The organism is Pedobacter sandarakinus, assembly GCF_026240095.1.
In the GTDB taxonomy this organism is placed as follows: Bacteria; Bacteroidota; Bacteroidia; order Sphingobacteriales; family Sphingobacteriaceae; genus Pedobacter; species Pedobacter sandarakinus.
Window position 1 is genome coordinate 747,263 of the sequence record NZ_JAPIVG010000001.1, and the last position, 18,036, is coordinate 765,298.

The 18,036-nt window shown below is 39.0% G+C and carries 16 protein-coding genes; 7 read left to right on the forward strand and 9 right to left on the reverse strand.

All coding sequences use genetic code 11. The annotated features are described in order from the left end of the window. Positions 1-40: 40 nt before the first annotated feature. Positions 41-811, reverse strand: coding sequence for a hypothetical protein (locus OQ268_RS03160; protein WP_265854614.1), 771 nt, complete (start codon positions 809-811; stop codon positions 41-43). Between the two features lie 154 nt (positions 812-965). Here OQ268_RS03160 and polA point away from each other — a divergent pair, with 154 nt between their 5' ends. Together polA and OQ268_RS03170 are read left to right on the forward strand one after the other, a co-directional pair. Continuing rightward, positions 966-3,773, forward strand: coding sequence for a DNA polymerase I (gene polA, locus OQ268_RS03165; RefSeq protein ID WP_265854615.1), 2,808 nt, complete (start codon positions 966-968; stop codon positions 3,771-3,773). A gap of 88 nt (positions 3,774-3,861) precedes the next feature. Then, positions 3,862-4,197, forward strand: coding sequence for a hypothetical protein (locus tag OQ268_RS03170; protein WP_265854616.1), 336 nt, complete (start codon positions 3,862-3,864; stop codon positions 4,195-4,197). A 55-nt stretch (positions 4,198-4,252) separates the two neighbouring features. Here OQ268_RS03170 and OQ268_RS03175 read toward each other — a convergent pair whose 3' ends face one another. The 4 genes from OQ268_RS03175 to OQ268_RS03190 form a co-directional block, all read right to left on the reverse strand. Continuing rightward, the gene (locus OQ268_RS03175) at positions 4,253-4,930 is read right to left on the reverse strand and encodes a metal-dependent hydrolase (RefSeq protein WP_265854617.1); all 678 of its coding nucleotides are present in this window, start codon (positions 4,928-4,930) and stop codon (positions 4,253-4,255) included. 41 nt (positions 4,931-4,971) lie between these two features. Continuing rightward, positions 4,972-5,277: a YbaB/EbfC family nucleoid-associated protein gene (locus OQ268_RS03180; RefSeq protein WP_265854618.1), complete on the reverse strand. Its 306-nt coding sequence runs from the start codon at positions 5,275-5,277 to the stop codon at positions 4,972-4,974. A gap of 66 nt (positions 5,278-5,343) precedes the next feature. Further along, the gene (locus OQ268_RS03185; RefSeq protein ID WP_265854619.1) at positions 5,344-6,573 is read right to left on the reverse strand and encodes a serine hydrolase domain-containing protein; all 1,230 of its coding nucleotides are present in this window, start codon (positions 6,571-6,573) and stop codon (positions 5,344-5,346) included. 68 nt (positions 6,574-6,641) lie between these two features. Beyond that, a complete protein-coding gene (locus OQ268_RS03190) occupies positions 6,642-7,193 on the reverse strand; it encodes a cupin domain-containing protein (RefSeq protein ID WP_265854620.1) in 552 nt (183 codons plus the stop codon). 1,153 nt (positions 7,194-8,346) lie between these two features. Here OQ268_RS03190 and OQ268_RS03195 point away from each other — a divergent pair. Continuing rightward, a complete protein-coding gene (locus OQ268_RS03195; RefSeq protein ID WP_265854621.1) occupies positions 8,347-8,724 on the forward strand; it encodes a GxxExxY protein in 378 nt (125 codons plus the stop codon). A 132-nt stretch (positions 8,725-8,856) separates the two neighbouring features. Here the strand turns inward: OQ268_RS03195 and OQ268_RS03200 are convergent, their stop codons facing one another. Together OQ268_RS03200 and pdhA are read right to left on the reverse strand one after the other, a co-directional pair. Continuing rightward, positions 8,857-10,521, reverse strand: a complete 1,665-nt coding sequence (locus OQ268_RS03200) for a pyruvate dehydrogenase complex dihydrolipoamide acetyltransferase (RefSeq protein WP_265854622.1) — start codon at positions 10,519-10,521, stop codon at positions 8,857-8,859. Positions 10,522-10,552: 31 nt separating this feature from the next. After that, entirely contained in the window at positions 10,553-11,548 is a 996-nt protein-coding gene (pdhA, locus tag OQ268_RS03205) for a pyruvate dehydrogenase (acetyl-transferring) E1 component subunit alpha (RefSeq protein ID WP_265854623.1), read from the reverse strand. Between the two features lie 763 nt (positions 11,549-12,311). Here pdhA and OQ268_RS03210 point away from each other — a divergent pair. The 3 genes from OQ268_RS03210 (at position 12,312) to OQ268_RS03220 (ending at position 14,287) form a co-directional block, all read left to right on the forward strand. After that, on the forward strand, positions 12,312-12,869 hold the full coding sequence (locus tag OQ268_RS03210) for a C40 family peptidase (RefSeq protein ID WP_265854624.1): 558 nt from the start codon (positions 12,312-12,314) through the stop codon (positions 12,867-12,869). 81 nt (positions 12,870-12,950) lie between these two features. Continuing rightward, positions 12,951-14,048: a CapA family protein gene (locus OQ268_RS03215; RefSeq protein ID WP_265854625.1), complete on the forward strand. Its 1,098-nt coding sequence runs from the start codon at positions 12,951-12,953 to the stop codon at positions 14,046-14,048. Between the two features lie 56 nt (positions 14,049-14,104). Then, a complete protein-coding gene (locus tag OQ268_RS03220) occupies positions 14,105-14,287 on the forward strand; it encodes a hypothetical protein (RefSeq protein ID WP_265854626.1) in 183 nt (60 codons plus the stop codon). Positions 14,288-14,298: 11 nt separating this feature from the next. Here the strand turns inward: OQ268_RS03220 and OQ268_RS03225 are convergent, their stop codons facing one another. Then, positions 14,299-14,484 carry a hypothetical protein gene (locus OQ268_RS03225; RefSeq protein WP_265854627.1) on the reverse strand — a complete coding sequence of 62 codons (186 nt, stop codon included), beginning with the start codon at positions 14,482-14,484 and terminating at the stop codon, positions 14,299-14,301. A 116-nt stretch (positions 14,485-14,600) separates the two neighbouring features. On the opposite strand from OQ268_RS03225, the gene OQ268_RS03230 reads away from it, so the two are divergent. Continuing rightward, positions 14,601-15,536, forward strand: coding sequence for an SPFH domain-containing protein (locus OQ268_RS03230; protein ID WP_265854629.1), 936 nt, complete (start codon positions 14,601-14,603; stop codon positions 15,534-15,536). A gap of 270 nt (positions 15,537-15,806) precedes the next feature. Here OQ268_RS03230 and OQ268_RS03235 read toward each other — a convergent pair whose 3' ends face one another. Further along, positions 15,807-17,972, reverse strand: a complete 2,166-nt coding sequence (locus tag OQ268_RS03235; protein ID WP_322973927.1) for a carboxy terminal-processing peptidase — start codon at positions 17,970-17,972, stop codon at positions 15,807-15,809. Between the last annotated feature and the right edge of the window lie 64 nt (positions 17,973-18,036).

Genomic DNA, 18,036 nt, shown 5'->3' on the forward strand with positions numbered 1-18,036 from the left:
TTTACTTACAACAAATAACGCAACAAAACCTTAGTTCTTGCTAGTTTAGGTTAATTTTAATATTCCCGGCGTTAACATCAGGATGATTTTTCTGAAATTTAGCAAAGTCGGCCTTCATCTTTAATAACGCATAGGCTTTACTATTAGAGATATTTTTTCCTAAAGCATAAAACCTGTGTACTACAAAAGAGGAAAGCAGATGGTTTTTCAAATCCTGATCAGCTTGGGTATCCGTCATTATTTTAATTAGTTTTTCTCGATCAATCAAGGCAGCAATACCCACCTTTAGTGATAAGTATTGAGTCAATGCATTCATTCTCGATGTTTCCGTGGTAGAAGGATCGTCTGCAGCATCGATTACATCAATATTTGCCAGATGCGGGGCGATCTCATTGGCATAAATCGCTTTCGTTACTAAAATTAATCCTTCAGGAATGTAAAAAACAGAATCGGTGTGGTATGGATCTACAAAAAGCTTTATTACTTGCTTTGTGTCGGGATTAGTCAGTGTGTAGCAGTCTACAATTCCATTCTTGCCTCCTGTGCTAACCCTGCTCGAAAAATCTATAGTAGCACCATTTGGCCACCGAAAACTGTTCTCAAATTTTGCTATTTTAGTTCTTACGTTGGCCATATCTGCGAGATTAGCAAAGGCGCCAGATCCGATAGGCTGATCTACAGCAGTTCCATAACCTTTTTTTATGCCTTTGATGTTCGATAAGGTAATTAAGGCCATTAAACTATCTGAAGGAAGTTGAGCTTTTACAATACTAATTGTAAGGCAAATGGCAAGTGTAAAAATAATTTTCATAAGCGTTTTTAGTAGATGATGCTAAAAATATGTTAAATCAATTACTAAATAAATTTTTTGTTGAAAAAGCCTTTTAACGTTATGGGTAACTTTGGTTACTTTTATCAGCTGGTAAATAATATCACCTCCATCATCAATAAATCTGTGTAATCACATGAATAAGAAACTCTTTCTTTTAGACGGAATGGCGCTAATGTATAGGGCACACTTCGCGTTAAGTAAAAATCCTCGTTTCACCTCAACCGGGATAAATACATCGGCAGTGATGGGTTTTACAAATACCTTATTAGATGTGATGAAGAAAGAAAAACCTACCCACATGGCTGTTGTTTTTGATACAGAAGCACCAACTGAACGGCATACCACTTTCGAGGCATACAAAGCGCAGCGACAAGCCATGCCCGAAGATTTGGCAGCTGCTATGCCGTACGTTATCAAACTCATCACCGGTTTCAATATTCCTGTAATTACATCTGATGGTTACGAAGCTGACGATATCATTGGTACATTGGCAAAAAAGGCCGAACAAAAAGGGTATCAGGTTTTTTGCATGACGCCCGACAAGGATTTTGCTCAATTGGTTTCAGAAAATATTTTCATTTATAAACCTGCACGAATGGGTAATGACATGGAAATCCTTGGGGTGAAAGAAGTTTTAACAAAGTGGGATATTGCGAATGTAAACCAGGTGATTGATATTTTAGGCCTATGGGGTGATGCAGTAGACAATATACCCGGTATCCCTGGAATTGGAGAGAAAACAGCTAAATCATTGATCAAACAATATGGGTCGATGGAAAACATCATCGCCAATGCGCATGAGCTAAAAGGAAAACAGCGTGAGAACGTAGAAAATTTCGCAGAACAGGGTTTGCTTTCGAAAAAGTTAGCAACAATTTTGCTTGATGTACCTGTAGAACTAGATGAGGAAACATTAGAGATTTGTGATCCTAGTCGCGATTTATTGGAGCCATTATTTACAGAATTAGAGTTTAGAACTTTAGGACGCAGGGTTTTCGGCGATGAGTTCTCGGTTACTACCGCAAAGTTTCAGGAAGGCACGCAAACAGATTTGTTTGGGAATCATCCGGGAGAGGCTATCCAGTATACCAATACGTTAGAAGAAGAACCAGCCGAAAAATTACCACCGAAAACTATAGAAAATACCGCTCACGACTATCAACTGATAGATACAGCAGAAAAGAGAGCGACACTCATTGCGCAATTATTGGCTGAGCCCAGAATTTCTTTCGATACTGAAACTACGGGTACCGATGCGAATGTGGCAGAATTGGTTGGACTCTCATTTTCAATTAAACCTGGTGTTGCTTTTTACATTCCGGTTCCGGCAGACCGGGAGGCCGCACAAGCCATTGTAGACGAGTTTCGTGTGGTATTAGAAAATGAGAAAATTGAGAAGATTGGACAAAATACAAAATATGATATCTTAGTGTTAAAATGGTATGATGTACAAGTGAAGGGCAAACTTTTCGATACCATGCTTGCACACTATTTAATCGATCCTGACACCCGCCACGGAATGGATGTACTAGCCGAAAACTATCTCGGATACTCGCCTATTTCAATTACCAAACTGATTGGCGCTAAAGGCAAAAATCAGGGCACTATGAGAGACGTTGCTGTTGAAGACGTTGTAGATTATGCTGCGGAAGATGCCGATGTAACGCTACAACTGGCGCACATTTTCGAACCAAAACTTAAGGAACTTAATGCAGCAAAACTTGCAGCTGAAATAGAAAATCCATTGGTTTATGTTTTGGCTGACATTGAGAAGGAGGGCGTTAGAATTGATATGGACACGCTAAAGACCTATTCTGCCGAGCTGGAAATCGAAATCAGGAAAGCAGAACAAAGCGTTTACGATAAGGCTGGGGTGACATTTAATCTTGCCTCGCCAAAACAGCTTGGAGAAGTACTTTTTGATAAGCTTCAATTAGATCCAAAAGCAAAAAAAACAAAAACCGGGCAATACCAAACAGGCGAAGATGTATTAACGGCTCTGGCAAGCAAAAGCGATATTGTACAAGATATACTAGATTTTAGGCAACTACAGAAATTGAAATCTACCTATGTAGATGCCTTGCCATTAATGGTTAATGCCAAAACCGGCAGGGTACATACGTCGTATAATCAGGCAGTTGCAGCCACGGGCAGACTTAGCTCTAACAATCCAAATCTGCAAAATATACCTATCCGCACGGAGCGTGGCCGCGAGGTAAGAAAGGCATTTATTCCTAGGGACGAAAACCATATTTTATTATCTGCCGATTACTCTCAAATTGAGCTACGCATTATTGCAGAAATAAGTAAAGAGGAAAACATGCTCGATGCTTTTAACAAAGGGATAGATATCCACACGGCAACAGCAGCTAAAGTTTATGGTGTAGGCATAGAGGAGGTAGATGGCACACAGAGGAGAAATGCGAAAGCCGTCAACTTTGGTATTATCTATGGTCAATCGGCTTTTGGCTTATCTCAAAACCTGGGCATTCCCCGGAAGGAAGCTGCCGACATCATTGAGCAGTACTTTACGCAATACCCTGGCATTAAGCGATATATGAGCGAAACAATGAACTTTGCCCGCGAAAATGGCTTTGTTGAGACGATTATGGGTAGAAGACGTTATTTGCGAGATATTAATTCTGCGAACCAAACCGTACGTGGCTTTGCCGAACGAAATGCCATAAACGCCCCTATCCAAGGATCTGCAGCAGATATGATTAAAATTGCTATGATTAACATTCATAAGGAGATGAAAGCCAACAAGCTTCAGTCTACCATGACCATGCAAGTGCATGATGAGTTGGTATTTGATGTTTTAATAAGTGAGAAAGAGATTATGAAAGCCATTATAAAAGATAAGATGACGAATGCCATTAAACTAACTGTTCCAATTATTGTAGAAATTGGTGAAGGAGAGAACTGGTTGGCGGCACATTAATTTTAAAATTTAATTATCTTCATAAAAACTTCATTTCGATTAACCAATTTTATATCAACAAATTAAACGAGTTAAAAATTAAATGAGTATGAAAAAGTTATTAAGTTTATTCGCAATCGCCGCATTAGGTTTAACCACTACATTTGCGCAAACTCCTGCTACATCTGGTACTGCAAAAAAAGTTACTAAAAAAGAAGTTAAAACAACCGTTGCTCCTGTTAAGGCAGGAATGAAAAAAGAAGCAAAGAAAGTTGACACAAAAACCACTACAACAGCTACCAAAGTTAAAGCTGATGGTACGCCAGATATGCGTTTTAAAGAGAACAAAACTAAAGCAGTAACAAAGGTTGCTGGCCCAACCAAAAAAGACGGAACAGCAGATATGAGGTACAAAGCCAACAAAACTGCTGCTAAAAAGAATTAGTTTTAGGTTTATAGTTGAAGGGTCTCGAATGAAATACTCGAGGCCCTTTTTTTATTTACAAGCTAATTGTCTCACCAATGGCAGGTAACAATAAGGTGCGGTTTTCGCGTTTAAATTTAGCTACGGCATCATCTTTATCGATGCTAATAGGCGGAAAGGTATCATAATGCACACCAATAACATGTTTACACTCAACGTATTTTGCAGCAATCACCGCATCGGTTACATCCATAGTATAATGCCCGCCGATTGGTAAAATGGCATAATCCAAATTATACAGTTCGGCTAGAAGCTTCATTTCTACAGTTAACGCAGTATCTCCAGCAATATAGACTTGTTTACCCGCTAATTCCATCACGAATCCAGCAGGATTGCCACCATAACTTCCATCAGGATTAGAACTGCTATGCACTGCCCAAACCGTACGCAGCTTCCCAAAAGACAGCTGCTGAACACCAAAGTTGATATCAGTAACCTTCTCAACACCTTGTTCCTTGATCCACTTTGCCACTTCGACCATGGCAATTACTTCTGCGCCAGTTTGTTTGGCAAGTTCTGCTAAGTCGGCAACGTGATCTCCGTGCCCATGACTAACCAAAATATAATCGGCCTCAATTTTCGTGGTGTCTATATCTTTAGCCAGCGGATTGGGTTTGATAAATGGATCAAAAAGAAACTTTTTTCCATCAGCCTCTATAAGAAAGCAAGATTGCCCGTAATATGTAAATTTCATCTTTATTGGATTGTAATTGATTAACAGTTAAGTTTAATATATTATTGACCGAACATTCCGCCTAAGCCACCTAACATATCTTTGGCAGATGCCTGCATTTCGCCAGCACTTACTTCTTCAGCATTAGCCAAGGCTTTATTTACTGCCGTAAGTAATAACTCTTCTAAAGCCTCCTTATCGGCATCTTGCAAAAACGCTTCATCAATAGAAATTGCGGTAATCGCTTTATTTGCGGTAGCTGTAACTTTAATAGCGCCGTTTTCAACCTCGCCATAAACAGAAATTGTATCTAAGCGCTTTTTAATTTCTTCGGCCTTTTGTTGTGCCGCGAATAATTTATCGAACATAAGTTGTGTTTTTATTATAAAACGAATTTACCACTAATTGTTTTTCGAAATCGTCATTTTTGACAATTAATCTTCATCACTTCCAGGCAGGCTACCATTGCCATGGTATGCGCCTTTACGAATAACTGGCATATTTAAATGTTTATAGAGCTCATCTAAATGCATTAAACTCCCATTGGTTAGGTTCCCTAAAAAAATAACAATGATATTTTTATCTAAATCCCTTACGTAGATATGGCGGAAACCGTGCCACCAACCAGTATGGTATACAACTTTATCCATCTTCTCACCATCGAACATACGCCAGCCATAACCATAATTAAAATGACCATTAACGGGCTTGTTTCTACCTACATAAGATGAGTCGCTACTTTTTTTGCTGATTAGCCTGCCATTTTTAAGGTATTTATCATACAAAACCAAATCGTGTATGGTACTGTAAATACCTTTATCGCCCACGGGTCCATCTAAAAAGTTTTGTGCAACGGAATAACGCCAGGTGCGGTCGTGTCCAACTACATCTACCGGCACTTTTTCGTATTCAGTGGTACTGTACACATGGGTGTTTTTCATGCCTGCAGGTTTAAAAATGTGTTCCATCATATACTGAGAATACCGCTGTCCGGTAACTTTTTCTATAATGGCTCCCAATACCATAAAATTAGAGTTGTTATAATGGAAACGATTATCTGGTTTTACGTATGGATTAGGTTTTCGTTCTGCAATGATATTCATCACCTCCTGGTTTGTAACGCCCTTCTTCATGCTTCGTTTCTCTTTACGCCAGATGTCGTCGATGAAATATACGTAGTTCATCATCCCACTTCTGTGGCTCAGCAATAATTTTATGGTGATGCCTTCGTAGGGAAAATTGGGGAAGAACTTCTTAACGTTATCATTAAGGGAGATTTTACCTGCTTCAACCAGTTGCATGATGGCTGTGCCTGTAAATGTCTTTGTGATGGATGCCAATTCAAATTCGGAACTAATTTTTAAGCTATCCTTATGCAAATAATCTGCCCATCCTATTGCCTTTTCATAGAGGATTTTCCCGTCTTTCGCAACCAACATGTTACCATTAAAACCATACTTTTTGTGCAAGTTCTGAACGAAATCAGCAATCCATTTATCGCCCTTAGCAGGGTTATAGGCAATTAGCAAGCTGTCTGCCTTGTCATCCTCTTTAACACGAATTTTCGCATCTGCTGCTTGTTTTTCTGGAGATTTTTTGCTGTTACAAGCAACAAAAAGGATGGTGGAGAGGGCTAATGTTGAACAGATAGATCTAAAATTCATTAATATTAAGGATAGTGTGTTTAAAACCCGAAAATTAAAGAATTTTAGATGGTTATTGGGAAAGAGTTTTAAACATTTGCGCAATTTTGCTTGAACCAACATTCAAACAGATGTCCTTTGCTTCCGTACACTGGGTCGTTATCAGGGTTGGCAACCGCTTGAATTTCTTCATCTACCTGTGGGCGCTCATCTGCCTTGCCATATCTAATGTTATATTCAATTCCATTCGGATATGCGCCTACAACAGTGAAGTCTTCAGAAGAATTTAATTGCATGTGTGCGACACCTGCAGGGATAACCACAACATCGCCCTTATCTAATGCTATGCATACGCCATGTTCGCCCCCGAACTGAACATCTGCCTTTCCGCAGAAGACCCCCATAACCTCATGCGTATTGCTATGGTAATGATGATAGTCAAAAATACCATCTTCCCAAGCATTGGTATATCCGTTTTGCGCAAATACTTTTTTGATCGCTTCTGAAGTATCATCAGGATGGATCAAAAAAGCACCTTTATAAATCATTAGTGGCAAATCTGGGTTGTTCGGAAAGTTCCCGTTTTCTTCAATTTTATGTGCAACAAGGTAAGCTTCTTGTATTAATTTGTCTTTATTCATGATATTATGGATTTAAGGAATAACAACTTAAAGGACTTTAGGTTTTTGATGAGATGTTTTGTGGGCCTGGCTGACAAAGAATGTCATGGATTTAATGTGATAAATACTAGAAACTATCAGCGAAATCAGCGCTCATCTGCTGAAGACAATTTTAATCGGACATTCTCCCGCTGATCTCATAGATTAACGCGGTAATAATGTTCCAATACCCAAGACCTTTATCTGTGAAATCAGTGCTCATCTATGGGGAAAATATTACTTAAGCATTCTCCCGCTGATCTCACAGATTAACGCAGAAACAATGCGACAAATAATAAATCCTATCAGCGAAATCAGCGCTCATCTGTGGGGGAAAATATTACTTAAGCGTTCTCCCGCTGATCTCATAGATTAACGCAGAAACAATGCGCAAATAATAAAACCTATCTGTGAAATCAGCGCTCATCTGTGGGGGAAAATATTACTTAAGCGTTCTCCCGCTGATCTCATAGATTAACGCAGAAACAATGCGCAAATAATAAAACCTATCTGCGAAATCAGCGATCATCTGCGGGAGAAAATATACCAATGTCATTCTTGAACAAATCTCATAGACTAACGCGGTAATAATGTTCCAATACCAAAGACCTTTATCTGTGAAATCAGCGCTCATCTATGGGGAAAATATTACTTAAGCATTCTCCCGCTGATCTCACAGATTAATGCAGAAACAATGCGCAAATAATAAAACCTATCTGTGAAATCAGCGCTCATCTATGGGGAAAATATTACTTAAGCATTCTCCCGCTGATCTCACAGATTAACGCAGAAACAATGCGCAAATAATAAAACCTATCTGCGAAATCAGCGATCATCTGCGGAAGAAAATATACCAATGTCATTCTTGAACAAATCTCATAGACTAACGCGGTAATAATGTTCCAATACCAAAGACCTTTATCTGTGAAATCAGCGCTCATCTGTGGGAGAAAATATAACAATATCATTCTTCAACAAACCTCATAGATTAACACAGAAACAATGCACCATTACCAATACCTTTATCTTTGAAATTACCCTTAAACTACAAAACACGCTCAGCTAGTCAATTATTTCGGATTAAAATTATTAGATTAGTGCTATCGTCCTTCTGTAAAATCAAAAAAAACTTGCGATGGATGAAAACGACATTTCTTACCGGATTAGGGGTGCAATCTTTACTGCCTACAATGCACTCGGCCCTGGGCTTTTAGAGTCTGCCTACGAAGCAGTATTAGCATACTTATTAACAGAGAGTGGTTTACAGGTAGAAAGACAGGTTACTTTACCAATATTTTTCGACGATGTAGAACTTGATGCAGGATATAAGCTCGACCTACTTATTAACAAATTGGTTATTGTAGAGATAAAATCTGTAGAAAACCTGGCTCCCGTGCACCATAAACAAGTCTTAACTTATCTAAAACTTTCCGGACTAAAATTAGGCTTACTTGTGAATTTCAATACCGTCGACATCAAAGCAAGTATTCATCGTAAGGTTAATAAAATTTAGCTACAACAAATAGTCAACATCAACCATCAGCTTCGCTAAGCTAATAAAAACCTAAACTGGCTTAAACCAAGAAAGCCACTCCCTTTTAAAGGAATGGCTTCTGTATTATAATCCTATTATACAGGAATGAGTTTATGCCAACAATCTTATTGGCTCTTCCAACAAGCCTTTAAGGGTTTGCAAGAACTGAGCACCAGTAGCGCCATCAACCACACGGTGATCGCAGCCTAGCGTTAGTTTCATAACGTTACCTGGAACAACTGCCCCGTTTTTAACCACCGGAACCTGTTGTATAGCACCGACAGATAGAATCGCACCGTCTGGAGAATTAATGATCGACGTGAACTCATCGATACCAAACATACCAAGGTTAGACACAGTAAAGGTAGAACCTTCCCAATCTGCAGGCTGTAATTTTTTAGCTTTTGCCTTACCACCGAAATCTTTTACCTCAGCAGAAATGTGCGATAAAGATTTGCCATCGGCGAAACGAACCACAGGAACCAATAAACCATCTTCAACAGCCATTGCCACACCAATGTTCGTATGTTCGTTGAAACGAATTTTATCGCCACCCCATGATGAGTTAACAGCAGGATGTTTTTTCAACGCTACGGCAACCGCTTTAATTACAATATCGTTGAAAGAAACCTTAACAGGAGCTACCGCATTAATTGCCGTACGGGCAGCCATTGCATTATCCATGTCGATGCTCACCGTTAAATAAAAGTGCGGTGCCGTAAATAAGCTTTCTGCCAAACGTTTAGCAATTACTTTACGCATTTGCGAAACTGGCTGTTCAGTATATTTTACTTCGCCAACAAATGTTGGAATAACCGGCGCTGCAGTAGTTTTCTCTATAGATGCACTTTCTGTTTGAGGTTTTCCGCCTTCTGCTTGTGCAGCTGGCTTAAAGTTTTCGATATCTTTCTTAATGATACGACCACCTTCAGCACTACCTGACACCTGAGATAAATCAATTCCTTTATCTTTCGCTATTTTCTTAGCCAAAGGCGAAGCTTTAACCCGACTATCAGACGAGCCTTCTGCAACAGGTGCAGTTGAACTTGCATCGGCACTTGTTTTAGGCGCATCTTCACTTTCAGCTTTAGGCTTCTCGCTTTCAGCTTTTGGTGCAGAACCACCTGCTAAAATACCACTAACATCTGTTCCTTCCGGACCAACAATAGCAATAATGCCATTAACTTTTGCGGCCTGCCCTTTCTCTACACCAATGTGCAATAACGTTCCGGTTGCGTAACCCATAACCTCCATAGTTGCCTTATCGGTTTCTACGTCAGCTAAAACATCATCGTCCTTAACTTTATCGCCTACTTTTTTATGCCATTCGGCAATTACGCCTTCGGTCATGGTATCGCTAAGCAATGGCATACGAATTACCGTAACACCTTTAGCAGCTAATTCCTCTTCGCTTAAGCCGCCACCTTGTGTAGGTGCAGCATCTTCCTTTTTATCTTCCGCTTTAGGGGCTTCAGTAGCTTCGGCTTTTGGTGCCTCACCGCCTTTTTCTGCCTCCAATGCTGCTTTGTAATCTTCACCTTCTTTACCAATAACAGCCATTACAGCGTCAACTGGTACAGCTTGTCCTTCTTCTACACCAATATATAAAATGGTACCATCCCAGTAAGATTCCATATCCATCGTTGCCTTGTCAGTTTCTACTTCTGCCAAAACATCGCCGCTTTTCACTTTATCGCCTACTTTTTTGTGCCACTTCGCCAAAACCCCTTCGGTCATGGTGTCGCTCATTTTAGGCATTTTAATTACATCAGCCATTATATCTAATTAATTGAAATCTTTTAAAATATTAGTCCATTACGTAAGGGTAGTTCTCTGTCATGTACACATCTTTGTACAGTTCAGATGCATCTGGCCATGGCGACTCTTCAGCAAACTTCACAGCCTGATCTACCGTAGCCTTAACTTTAGCCTCTACCTCTTCAATCCAAGCCTGGTCTGCATACTTCTCTTTCAAGATAGTTTCTTTTGCCAACTCAACCGGATCTTTCGCTTTATAATCTTCCAACTCTTCTTTAGTACGGTATTTTGCAGGGTCACTCATCGAGTGTCCACGGTAACGGTAAGTTCTCATTTCTAAGAACGTAGGTCCTTCACCTTTACGGGCACGTTGTATTGCTTCGTCCATGGCGTTATGTACCGCAACTGGGTCCATACCATCTACTGGCGCACAAGGCATATCGAAACCTAAACCAATTTTGTAAATATCTGTCATGTTAGTGGTACGTTGTACCGAAGTACCCATAGCATAACCATTGTTTTCGCAAACAAAAATTACAGGCAATTTCCACAACATAGCCATGTTAAATGTTTCGTTTAATGCACCCTGGCGTACAGCACCATCGCCCATGTAACAAATGTTAACGTTATCTGTTCCTTTGTATTTCTCTGCAAAAGCAACACCAGCACCTAGCGGAATCTGTCCGCCAACAATTGCATGGCCACCATAAAAGTTATGTTCTTTGCTAAACATGTGCATAGAACCACCTTTACCTTTAGAGCAACCCGTAGCCTTACCATACATTTCGGCCATAATGCTATCAGCACTAACACCTAAAGCCAAAGCATGCGCATGATCACGGTAAGTAGTAATCATCGAATCGCCTTTTTGCATAGCAGATATTGCGCCTGCAACTACAGCTTCTTGTCCAATGTATAAATGACAAAAGCCACGATTTTTTTGTTGTCCGTATAACTGGCCAGTTTTTTCTTCGAATTTGCGCATCAGCAACATCGACTCGAACCACTTTAACCAGGTATCTTTATTTATTTCTACTGCACTCATTTTATGGTATTTGTTTTTTTGCGACAGCAAATCTAATTTTTTTATTGTAATTTTTGGCACTTTTGAATGTAAAAACATCACGTAATTTGTCATGCAAGCATATTTAACAGTGCTTTTACATTTCATCTGCAAAGAATTGTCTGCCATCGTCTAAATCGGAGATTTTAGCATCCTTTAAAACTACAGCCCAGCAACCAATTGGTTTTATTTAATAGTAAAATTTAATTCTGCCAAATGCCTTAAAACCATAATTTTTATATTTTTATTTGAAAGGCAAAACCAATGGTTCTTAGGCTATGGTAGTCCCGCCATACGCATTATCTTTTTTATTATTTTTACTGCAAGCAAGAAAATATACAGCTTAACCAGCAGGTAACGATCTAATTTTCAACATTTCTGCTACAAAAAAGTATAATTGCTGCTGTCGGGCTTAACCTAGTAGGGTTAACCTAAGTAAGATAAACCTGGTAGCAATGAAAATATTTTTTTTGAGGGTTGGGAATAGCGAAAAGGCAAAAAAAAAGATTGTAATGGATGACAGGGCTTTCGGAACCGATAATGTACAGGTACTGCTTTTCTACATCATTTAAAAGAAAAAATTGCGTTTAACTCAAAGCCAGAAACGTTAAAATGTTAATAACTTAAACTTTTTAACCATTAACATTTGGATAACATTTGTATAATTAATACTTTTGGCAACCAACAATAAGCCCATGTGGTTTACGTTACTGTGTAAGTGAATACCCAAACATAACTGTATAACATGATTAAAAAATTTTTGTTTTCATCACTAATCGCTATTTGCACGCTCTCTGCCGCATTTGCGCAAACAAAAACAAAAGAATCTGGTAAAGAATTAAACGATCCCGACAACTTAGCTTCACAATATTTTTCGCAGGTTATGGGTGTTGCAGTAGATGCAACTTCTAACTTGAAGTTATACAAATTTGTTTACGAGTGGATTGGAACACCATATAGCTACGGTGGAAATACAAAAAGAGGCATCGATTGCTCTGCATTTACGAAAGCTATTTACGATAAAGTTTTTAATACCACCATTAGAAGAAATTCGAGAGATATCTTTAGCATGGTAGATCCTTTATCGAAAGACGATTTAAAAGAAGGCGATTTGGTTTTCTTTAAAATTAAGAGCAAAAGTATTTCGCATATTGGCATTTACCTAGGCGATAACAGGTTTGCACACGCATCTAGTTCTCGTGGGGTGGTTATTAGCAACCTAAACGAACCTTATTACAGCCGCTATTTTTACAAAGGCGGAAGAATTCTGGAGTCGTTTAAGAAAGAGTTTACAGTTGAATAGCACCTCGGCGTGAAAATAAAATGATACAATCCTCTTGAAGTAATTCAGGAGGATTTTTTTTATCCTAAGAAATCAAAATTAATGAAGTTAACCGGCGGCATATTTGTATCGTTACTCATCTTAATCATCACCATCAGTTGTACCGGAAATAACGCTCAAATGGTGGTATTGCACCCGAAGGCAGACACCGTTATAAAAAAAATTAGTGATACCATTTCAATAACAGCGGTTGGCGATATGATGCTGGGTTCGGCTTTTCCTTCAACTGTGAACCTACCACCAGACGATGCTGTAAATAGTTTTAAAGCGGTAGACAGTTTTTTAAAAGGCGATATCGTGTTCGGCAATTTAGAAGGGTGTTTTTTAGATTCGGGCAATTCAACAAAATGCAAAGGGATTAATCCAAACAATTGCTATGCTTTTCGAATGCCCAATCGTTATGCTGCCATCTATAAAAAAGCAGGATTTAATGTGCTAAGCATCGCTAACAACCACGTTGGCGACTTCGATTCGAAAGGAAGAAAAAATACAGCAAAGATTTTAGATTCTTTGCAAATTCATTATGCCGGCCAATTAAACAAGCCATTTGAAATCTTCGAAAAAGACGGTGTTAAATATGGCTTCTGTGCCTTTGCACCAAACGAAAATACGGTATCGATAAACAAGCTAGATAGTGCCAGGGCTTTAGTAGGAAGATTAAAGGCACAAGTAGACGTGGTAATTGTTTCTTTCCATGGCGGCGGCGAGGGTGCTAGGTTTGAGCACGTGCCCAGAAAGAACGAAATTTTTTACGATGAAAATCGTGGAAACGTTTACGCCTTTGCCCATAGCGTTATAGATGCAGGTGCAGATGTTGTTTTAGGCCACGGCCCACACGTTACGCGTGCTGTTGAGGTATATAAAAACAAGTTTATTGCTTATAGCCTGGGAAACTTCTGCACCTATGGTATGTTTAATTTAAAAGGAAATAATGGTATTGCACCCTTGCTGCAACTTAAGGTTAATAGCAAAGGCGATTTTATTTCTGCCAATGTGGTTTCTACACAGCAAGATAAAATCAAGGGGTTAAGCATAGACAGAAACCACCGTGCTTTCAACCGAATGAAAGAGTTAACCGATGCTGATTTTGCTGGCCATCTATTAACCTTTGCAGATAACAAAATTACCTTGAAAGATTAAACTTCACCGACACCAATTCAATTTAATTTCAGAATATTTGTGTCTTATATCAAGAAATGAAAAAAGGATTAATACTTCATTATATCATTGGCATTGCGGCAGTAATTTTAGTTCTGGCTGCGGCCTACTACATTAACCAAAATCCAAAAAATTTACTGTCAGCCGGGATTATTATCCTGGCCGGATGCCTGGTGGCTTTTAGTCAGTATCAGATTATAAAAGGTAAGCGCAGCAAGTAGATTTAGGCTATCTAACTCTCATCCTTAGTATTTTTTACCAAGCCAATTCCCGATACAAAAAAGATCAATCCGATTAAGCCATAAACCATTAAACCACGGGTGTTTTGGCTATGGTTAACAAATCCCCAACCGGCATAAATTAAACCAATAATTCCTAATATGGTTAATACAGTACCAAAAGTGCGCTTTACATTCATGTTTTTTAAAATTTAGTATCATATATACAATAGTTAGTTATTTTTGTTTTAGACATGTACATCAATTAGGTGAAGCATTTCGTTAGAAATTTTATAACTTCATAAAAAATCTAATTATGCAATATACCATTTACATTCTCCTGTTCATCCTCATCATCATCCTTCTTAGTTCATTCGTTACCGTAAAGCAAGGAACTATTGCCGTAGTAACTGTTTTCGGCAAATATCGAAGACAACTTCGTCCGGGCTTAAATTTTAAAATTCCGCTAATCGAGCAGATTTATTCAAGAATATCTATCCAGAACCGTTCTGTAGAGCTCTCTTTCCAGGCAGTTACCCAAGATCAGGCAAATGTATATTTTAAAGCCATGTTGCTCTATTCTGTTGTAAACCAAGATGAAGAAACCATCAAAAACGTTGCTTTTAAATTTGTTGATGCGACCAACCTGATGCAAGCGCTTATTAGAACCATAGAAGGCTCAATTCGTGCCTATGTGGCTACCCAAAAACAAGCAAACGTATTGGCCCAACGAAATGAAATAGTACTCCATGTTAAAGAACAAATCGACCAGGTGCTCGATAGTTGGGGTTATCATTTACAAGATCTCCAACTTAACGACATTACCTTCGATGAAGAGATTATGCGCTCTATGAGTCGTGTTGTAGCGTCAAATAACTTAAAGGCAGCGGCAGAAAACGAAGGTCAGGCTTTGCTTATTACCAAAACCAAGGGTGCTGAAGCAGACGGAAATGCCATTAAAATTGCAGCTACTGCAGAACGTGAAGCAGCACAACTCCGTGGCCAGGGGATTGCCTTGTTTAGAGAGGAAGTAGCAAAAGGGATGACCAATGCCGCCCATGAAATGCAACAAGCTAACTTAGATACTTCGGTAATTCTATTCACCATGTGGACTGAGGCCATTAAACAATTTGCCGAGTACGGTGAAGGAAATATTATCTTCCTAGATGGCAGCACCGAAGGAATGAACAAAACTATGAAAGAAATGATGGCCATGCAGTTGAGTCAGAACCCTATCAGCAAAGGTAATTAGAAAAGCCTGGCCTACCGCAATATTCAAGTTAGCCGGGCTTTTCGCTAAATCTTTTTTGGGTTAGTTCATTGCCGAAACTATCTTGCATAAAACAAAAAAGGATATCGCTGCAATCCCGTTTAAGTGGCCACGGTGTTGCAACTATAAACGGTTACAGAACTACAGCTTTGCCAGCAAGGTTTATATTGCCAAATACAAGGTTTACAGTTCGATCGAAAAAAAAGAGACAATCGGTTAACGATTGTCTCTTTTTTATCATGTTGACTGGTTTTAAAACTGTTTAACAGGCGTTCCTAAATTCATTACATAATTGCCAGATTGCTGCATAAAATCTGCCATTACCTTAAGGGATTCATCTTCAATAAAGTCGAACGTATCTTGCTTAGTAACCTTTTCGCCCTTTTTAATAGCAGGCAAACCCCTTAAAGCTCTCAGCTCATTTTGTCTGGCAAGCGATTTTGCTTCCTGCGCATCACGCTCAGCTTTTAGCTTTACTTCATTTAAAGGAACAGATACCTCGGCATCACGCTTCTTCAAATCTGCAATATCTTGCTTAAGGTATTTAAAATCTAAAGAATTGGCAATCCGTTGCTCGCTATTTTTAATCAAGCCAGCTTTAACAGGTGCTAAATTCGCTACCGCCTTAAAGTTCGAGCTTGGAATTACATCCCAAGGAAGTGCAGATGGTTCTGTGTCTTCACCAATTTTGTCCATAGGGTAAACCGATGGAAAAACAATGTCTGGCATAACGCCTTTATGTTGCGTACTACTGCCTGCCACACGGTAAAATTTGGCCATTGTTAAATTGATCTGACCAAGGTTGATATCAGCTGGGTTTGCACCACTAGGCGATGTACCCAACGTTTTATCTCTTGTTACCAAACCAGCAATCTTTTGCAGCATACTCGGATTAACGAGTTTGTTTAAATCTATAGAAGATTGAACAGTTCCTTTACCGTAAGTTTGGCTCCCCATGATGATGCCTCTACCATAATCTTGTATGGCGCCTGCAAAAATCTCTGATGCCGATGCACTTAAACGATCTACCATCACACCGAATGGTCCATTCCAGGCAACCCCGGCTGCTTCATCTTCATCAACCTCAATTTTACCCCTAGAATCTTTAACCTGAACAACCGGCCCTCTATCAATAAATAATCCTGTTAAGGAAATAGCTTCGACTAAAGAACCACCCCCGTTACCACGTAAATCCATTACAATGGCATCAACTTTATCAATGGTTTTTAAAGAGTCTACCAATTTTCTAACATCGCGGGTTGTGCTTTTATAGTTTTTATCTCCGGCGTTAGCAGCCTTAAAATCTGCATAGAAAGCTGGTAGTGATATGATTCCTATTTTGTAATCTTTACCATTTGAAGAGATGGTTTTAACTTTCTTCTTGGCAGATTGATCTTCCAAAATAATCTTCTCGCGAATGATATCTATGATAACCGGCTTAGAAGACATTTCTTTCCCTACAGGGATAACTTTCAAACGCACTTTAGTCCCCTTTGGGCCTTTAATCTTACTTACAGTGGCATCTAACCTCCAACCAACAATATCAACAAACTCGCCATCACCTTGTGCAACAGCCGTAATTCTATCACCAGCGGTTAGTTGCTTTCCTTTAAAAGCAGGGCCGCCGGGAATAATTTCTGAAATTTTTACAACCTCATTTTCAAGTTGTAAACGAGCGCCAATACCTTCAAATGAACGAGACATCTCTTCATTAAATTCTGTAGCCCTTGTTGGCACAAAGTAATTGGTATGTGGATCAATCGACTCGGTAAAAGCATCCATCAAAATCTGGAAAACATCTTGATTGTTGGTTTTATCTGTCTGCGATTTTAAATTCTGATAACGTTTTGTAAGTGTTTCAACGTTTTTATCTGTTGCAGATCCAGCCAGATTAAGATTTACCAACTCATACTTCACACGTTTTTTCCAGGTATCATTTAAGGCAGTTGTAGAGCTTGCCCAAGGCATTTTCTCCCTATCGTAAACGAAAGTGTCGTTCTGCGTAAAATCGAATTTGGTTTTAATCTGAGCAAGAGAATAAGTGAAATATTCGTTTAAACGTTTAGCATACACATTGTAGATATAAAAAGGTGCACTTAAATCACCATTTTTAAAATCATCATCAAGCGTAAACCTATATTTTTCAAAATCTTTAATATCAGAAGCTAAAAAATAATTGCGCCCCTGATCTAGCGACTTAATGTATTTATCTAAAATTAACGATGAAATGGAGTCATTCACCTGAACCTTTTTGTAGTTGTAACTTTCAATCAAGTTAACTACCTCTCTTATAACCAACTGCTGCTGCTGATCTGGCATAACGTTGGTAACACCATCAACCATAGGTTGGGGCTTCGGTGCGGCGTGACAAGCAATCACAGCGGCAGTAAAAATTACAAAAAATATTCTCTTCAACATCTCTTTAAACAATTTAAAATCCATTTCAAATTCTATATAGCCAATATGATACCATTTTAACGAA

What these genes read in the sequence shown, in the direction of transcription:
- OQ268_RS03175 (WP_265854617.1), bottom strand. Translation starts at nt 4,930, where the DNA reads ATGAAATTTACATATTACGGGCAATCTTGCTTTCTTATAGAGGCTGAT.
- OQ268_RS03195 (WP_265854621.1), top strand. Translation starts at nt 8,347, where the DNA reads ATGGATGAAAACGACATTTCTTACCGGATTAGGGGTGCAATCTTTACT.
- OQ268_RS03230 (WP_265854629.1), top strand. Translation starts at nt 14,601, where the DNA reads ATGCAATATACCATTTACATTCTCCTGTTCATCCTCATCATCATCCTT.
- OQ268_RS03210 (WP_265854624.1), top strand. Translation starts at nt 12,312, where the DNA reads ATGATTAAAAAATTTTTGTTTTCATCACTAATCGCTATTTGCACGCTC.
- OQ268_RS03200 (WP_265854622.1), bottom strand. Translation starts at nt 10,521, where the DNA reads ATGGCTGATGTAATTAAAATGCCTAAAATGAGCGACACCATGACCGAA.
- OQ268_RS03220 (WP_265854626.1), top strand. Translation starts at nt 14,105, where the DNA reads ATGAAAAAAGGATTAATACTTCATTATATCATTGGCATTGCGGCAGTA.
- polA (WP_265854615.1), top strand. Translation starts at nt 966, where the DNA reads ATGAATAAGAAACTCTTTCTTTTAGACGGAATGGCGCTAATGTATAGG.
- OQ268_RS03235 (WP_322973927.1), bottom strand. Translation starts at nt 17,972, where the DNA reads ATGTTGAAGAGAATATTTTTTGTAATTTTTACTGCCGCTGTGATTGCT.
- OQ268_RS03215 (WP_265854625.1), top strand. Translation starts at nt 12,951, where the DNA reads ATGAAGTTAACCGGCGGCATATTTGTATCGTTACTCATCTTAATCATC.
- OQ268_RS03185 (WP_265854619.1), bottom strand. Translation starts at nt 6,573, where the DNA reads ATGAATTTTAGATCTATCTGTTCAACATTAGCCCTCTCCACCATCCTT.
- OQ268_RS03225 (WP_265854627.1), bottom strand. Translation starts at nt 14,484, where the DNA reads ATGAATGTAAAGCGCACTTTTGGTACTGTATTAACCATATTAGGAATT.
- pdhA (WP_265854623.1), bottom strand. Translation starts at nt 11,548, where the DNA reads ATGAGTGCAGTAGAAATAAATAAAGATACCTGGTTAAAGTGGTTCGAG.
- OQ268_RS03190 (WP_265854620.1), bottom strand. Translation starts at nt 7,193, where the DNA reads ATGAATAAAGACAAATTAATACAAGAAGCTTACCTTGTTGCACATAAA.
- OQ268_RS03180 (WP_265854618.1), bottom strand. Translation starts at nt 5,277, where the DNA reads ATGTTCGATAAATTATTCGCGGCACAACAAAAGGCCGAAGAAATTAAA.
- OQ268_RS03170 (WP_265854616.1), top strand. Translation starts at nt 3,862, where the DNA reads ATGAAAAAGTTATTAAGTTTATTCGCAATCGCCGCATTAGGTTTAACC.
- OQ268_RS03160 (WP_265854614.1), bottom strand. Translation starts at nt 811, where the DNA reads ATGAAAATTATTTTTACACTTGCCATTTGCCTTACAATTAGTATTGTA.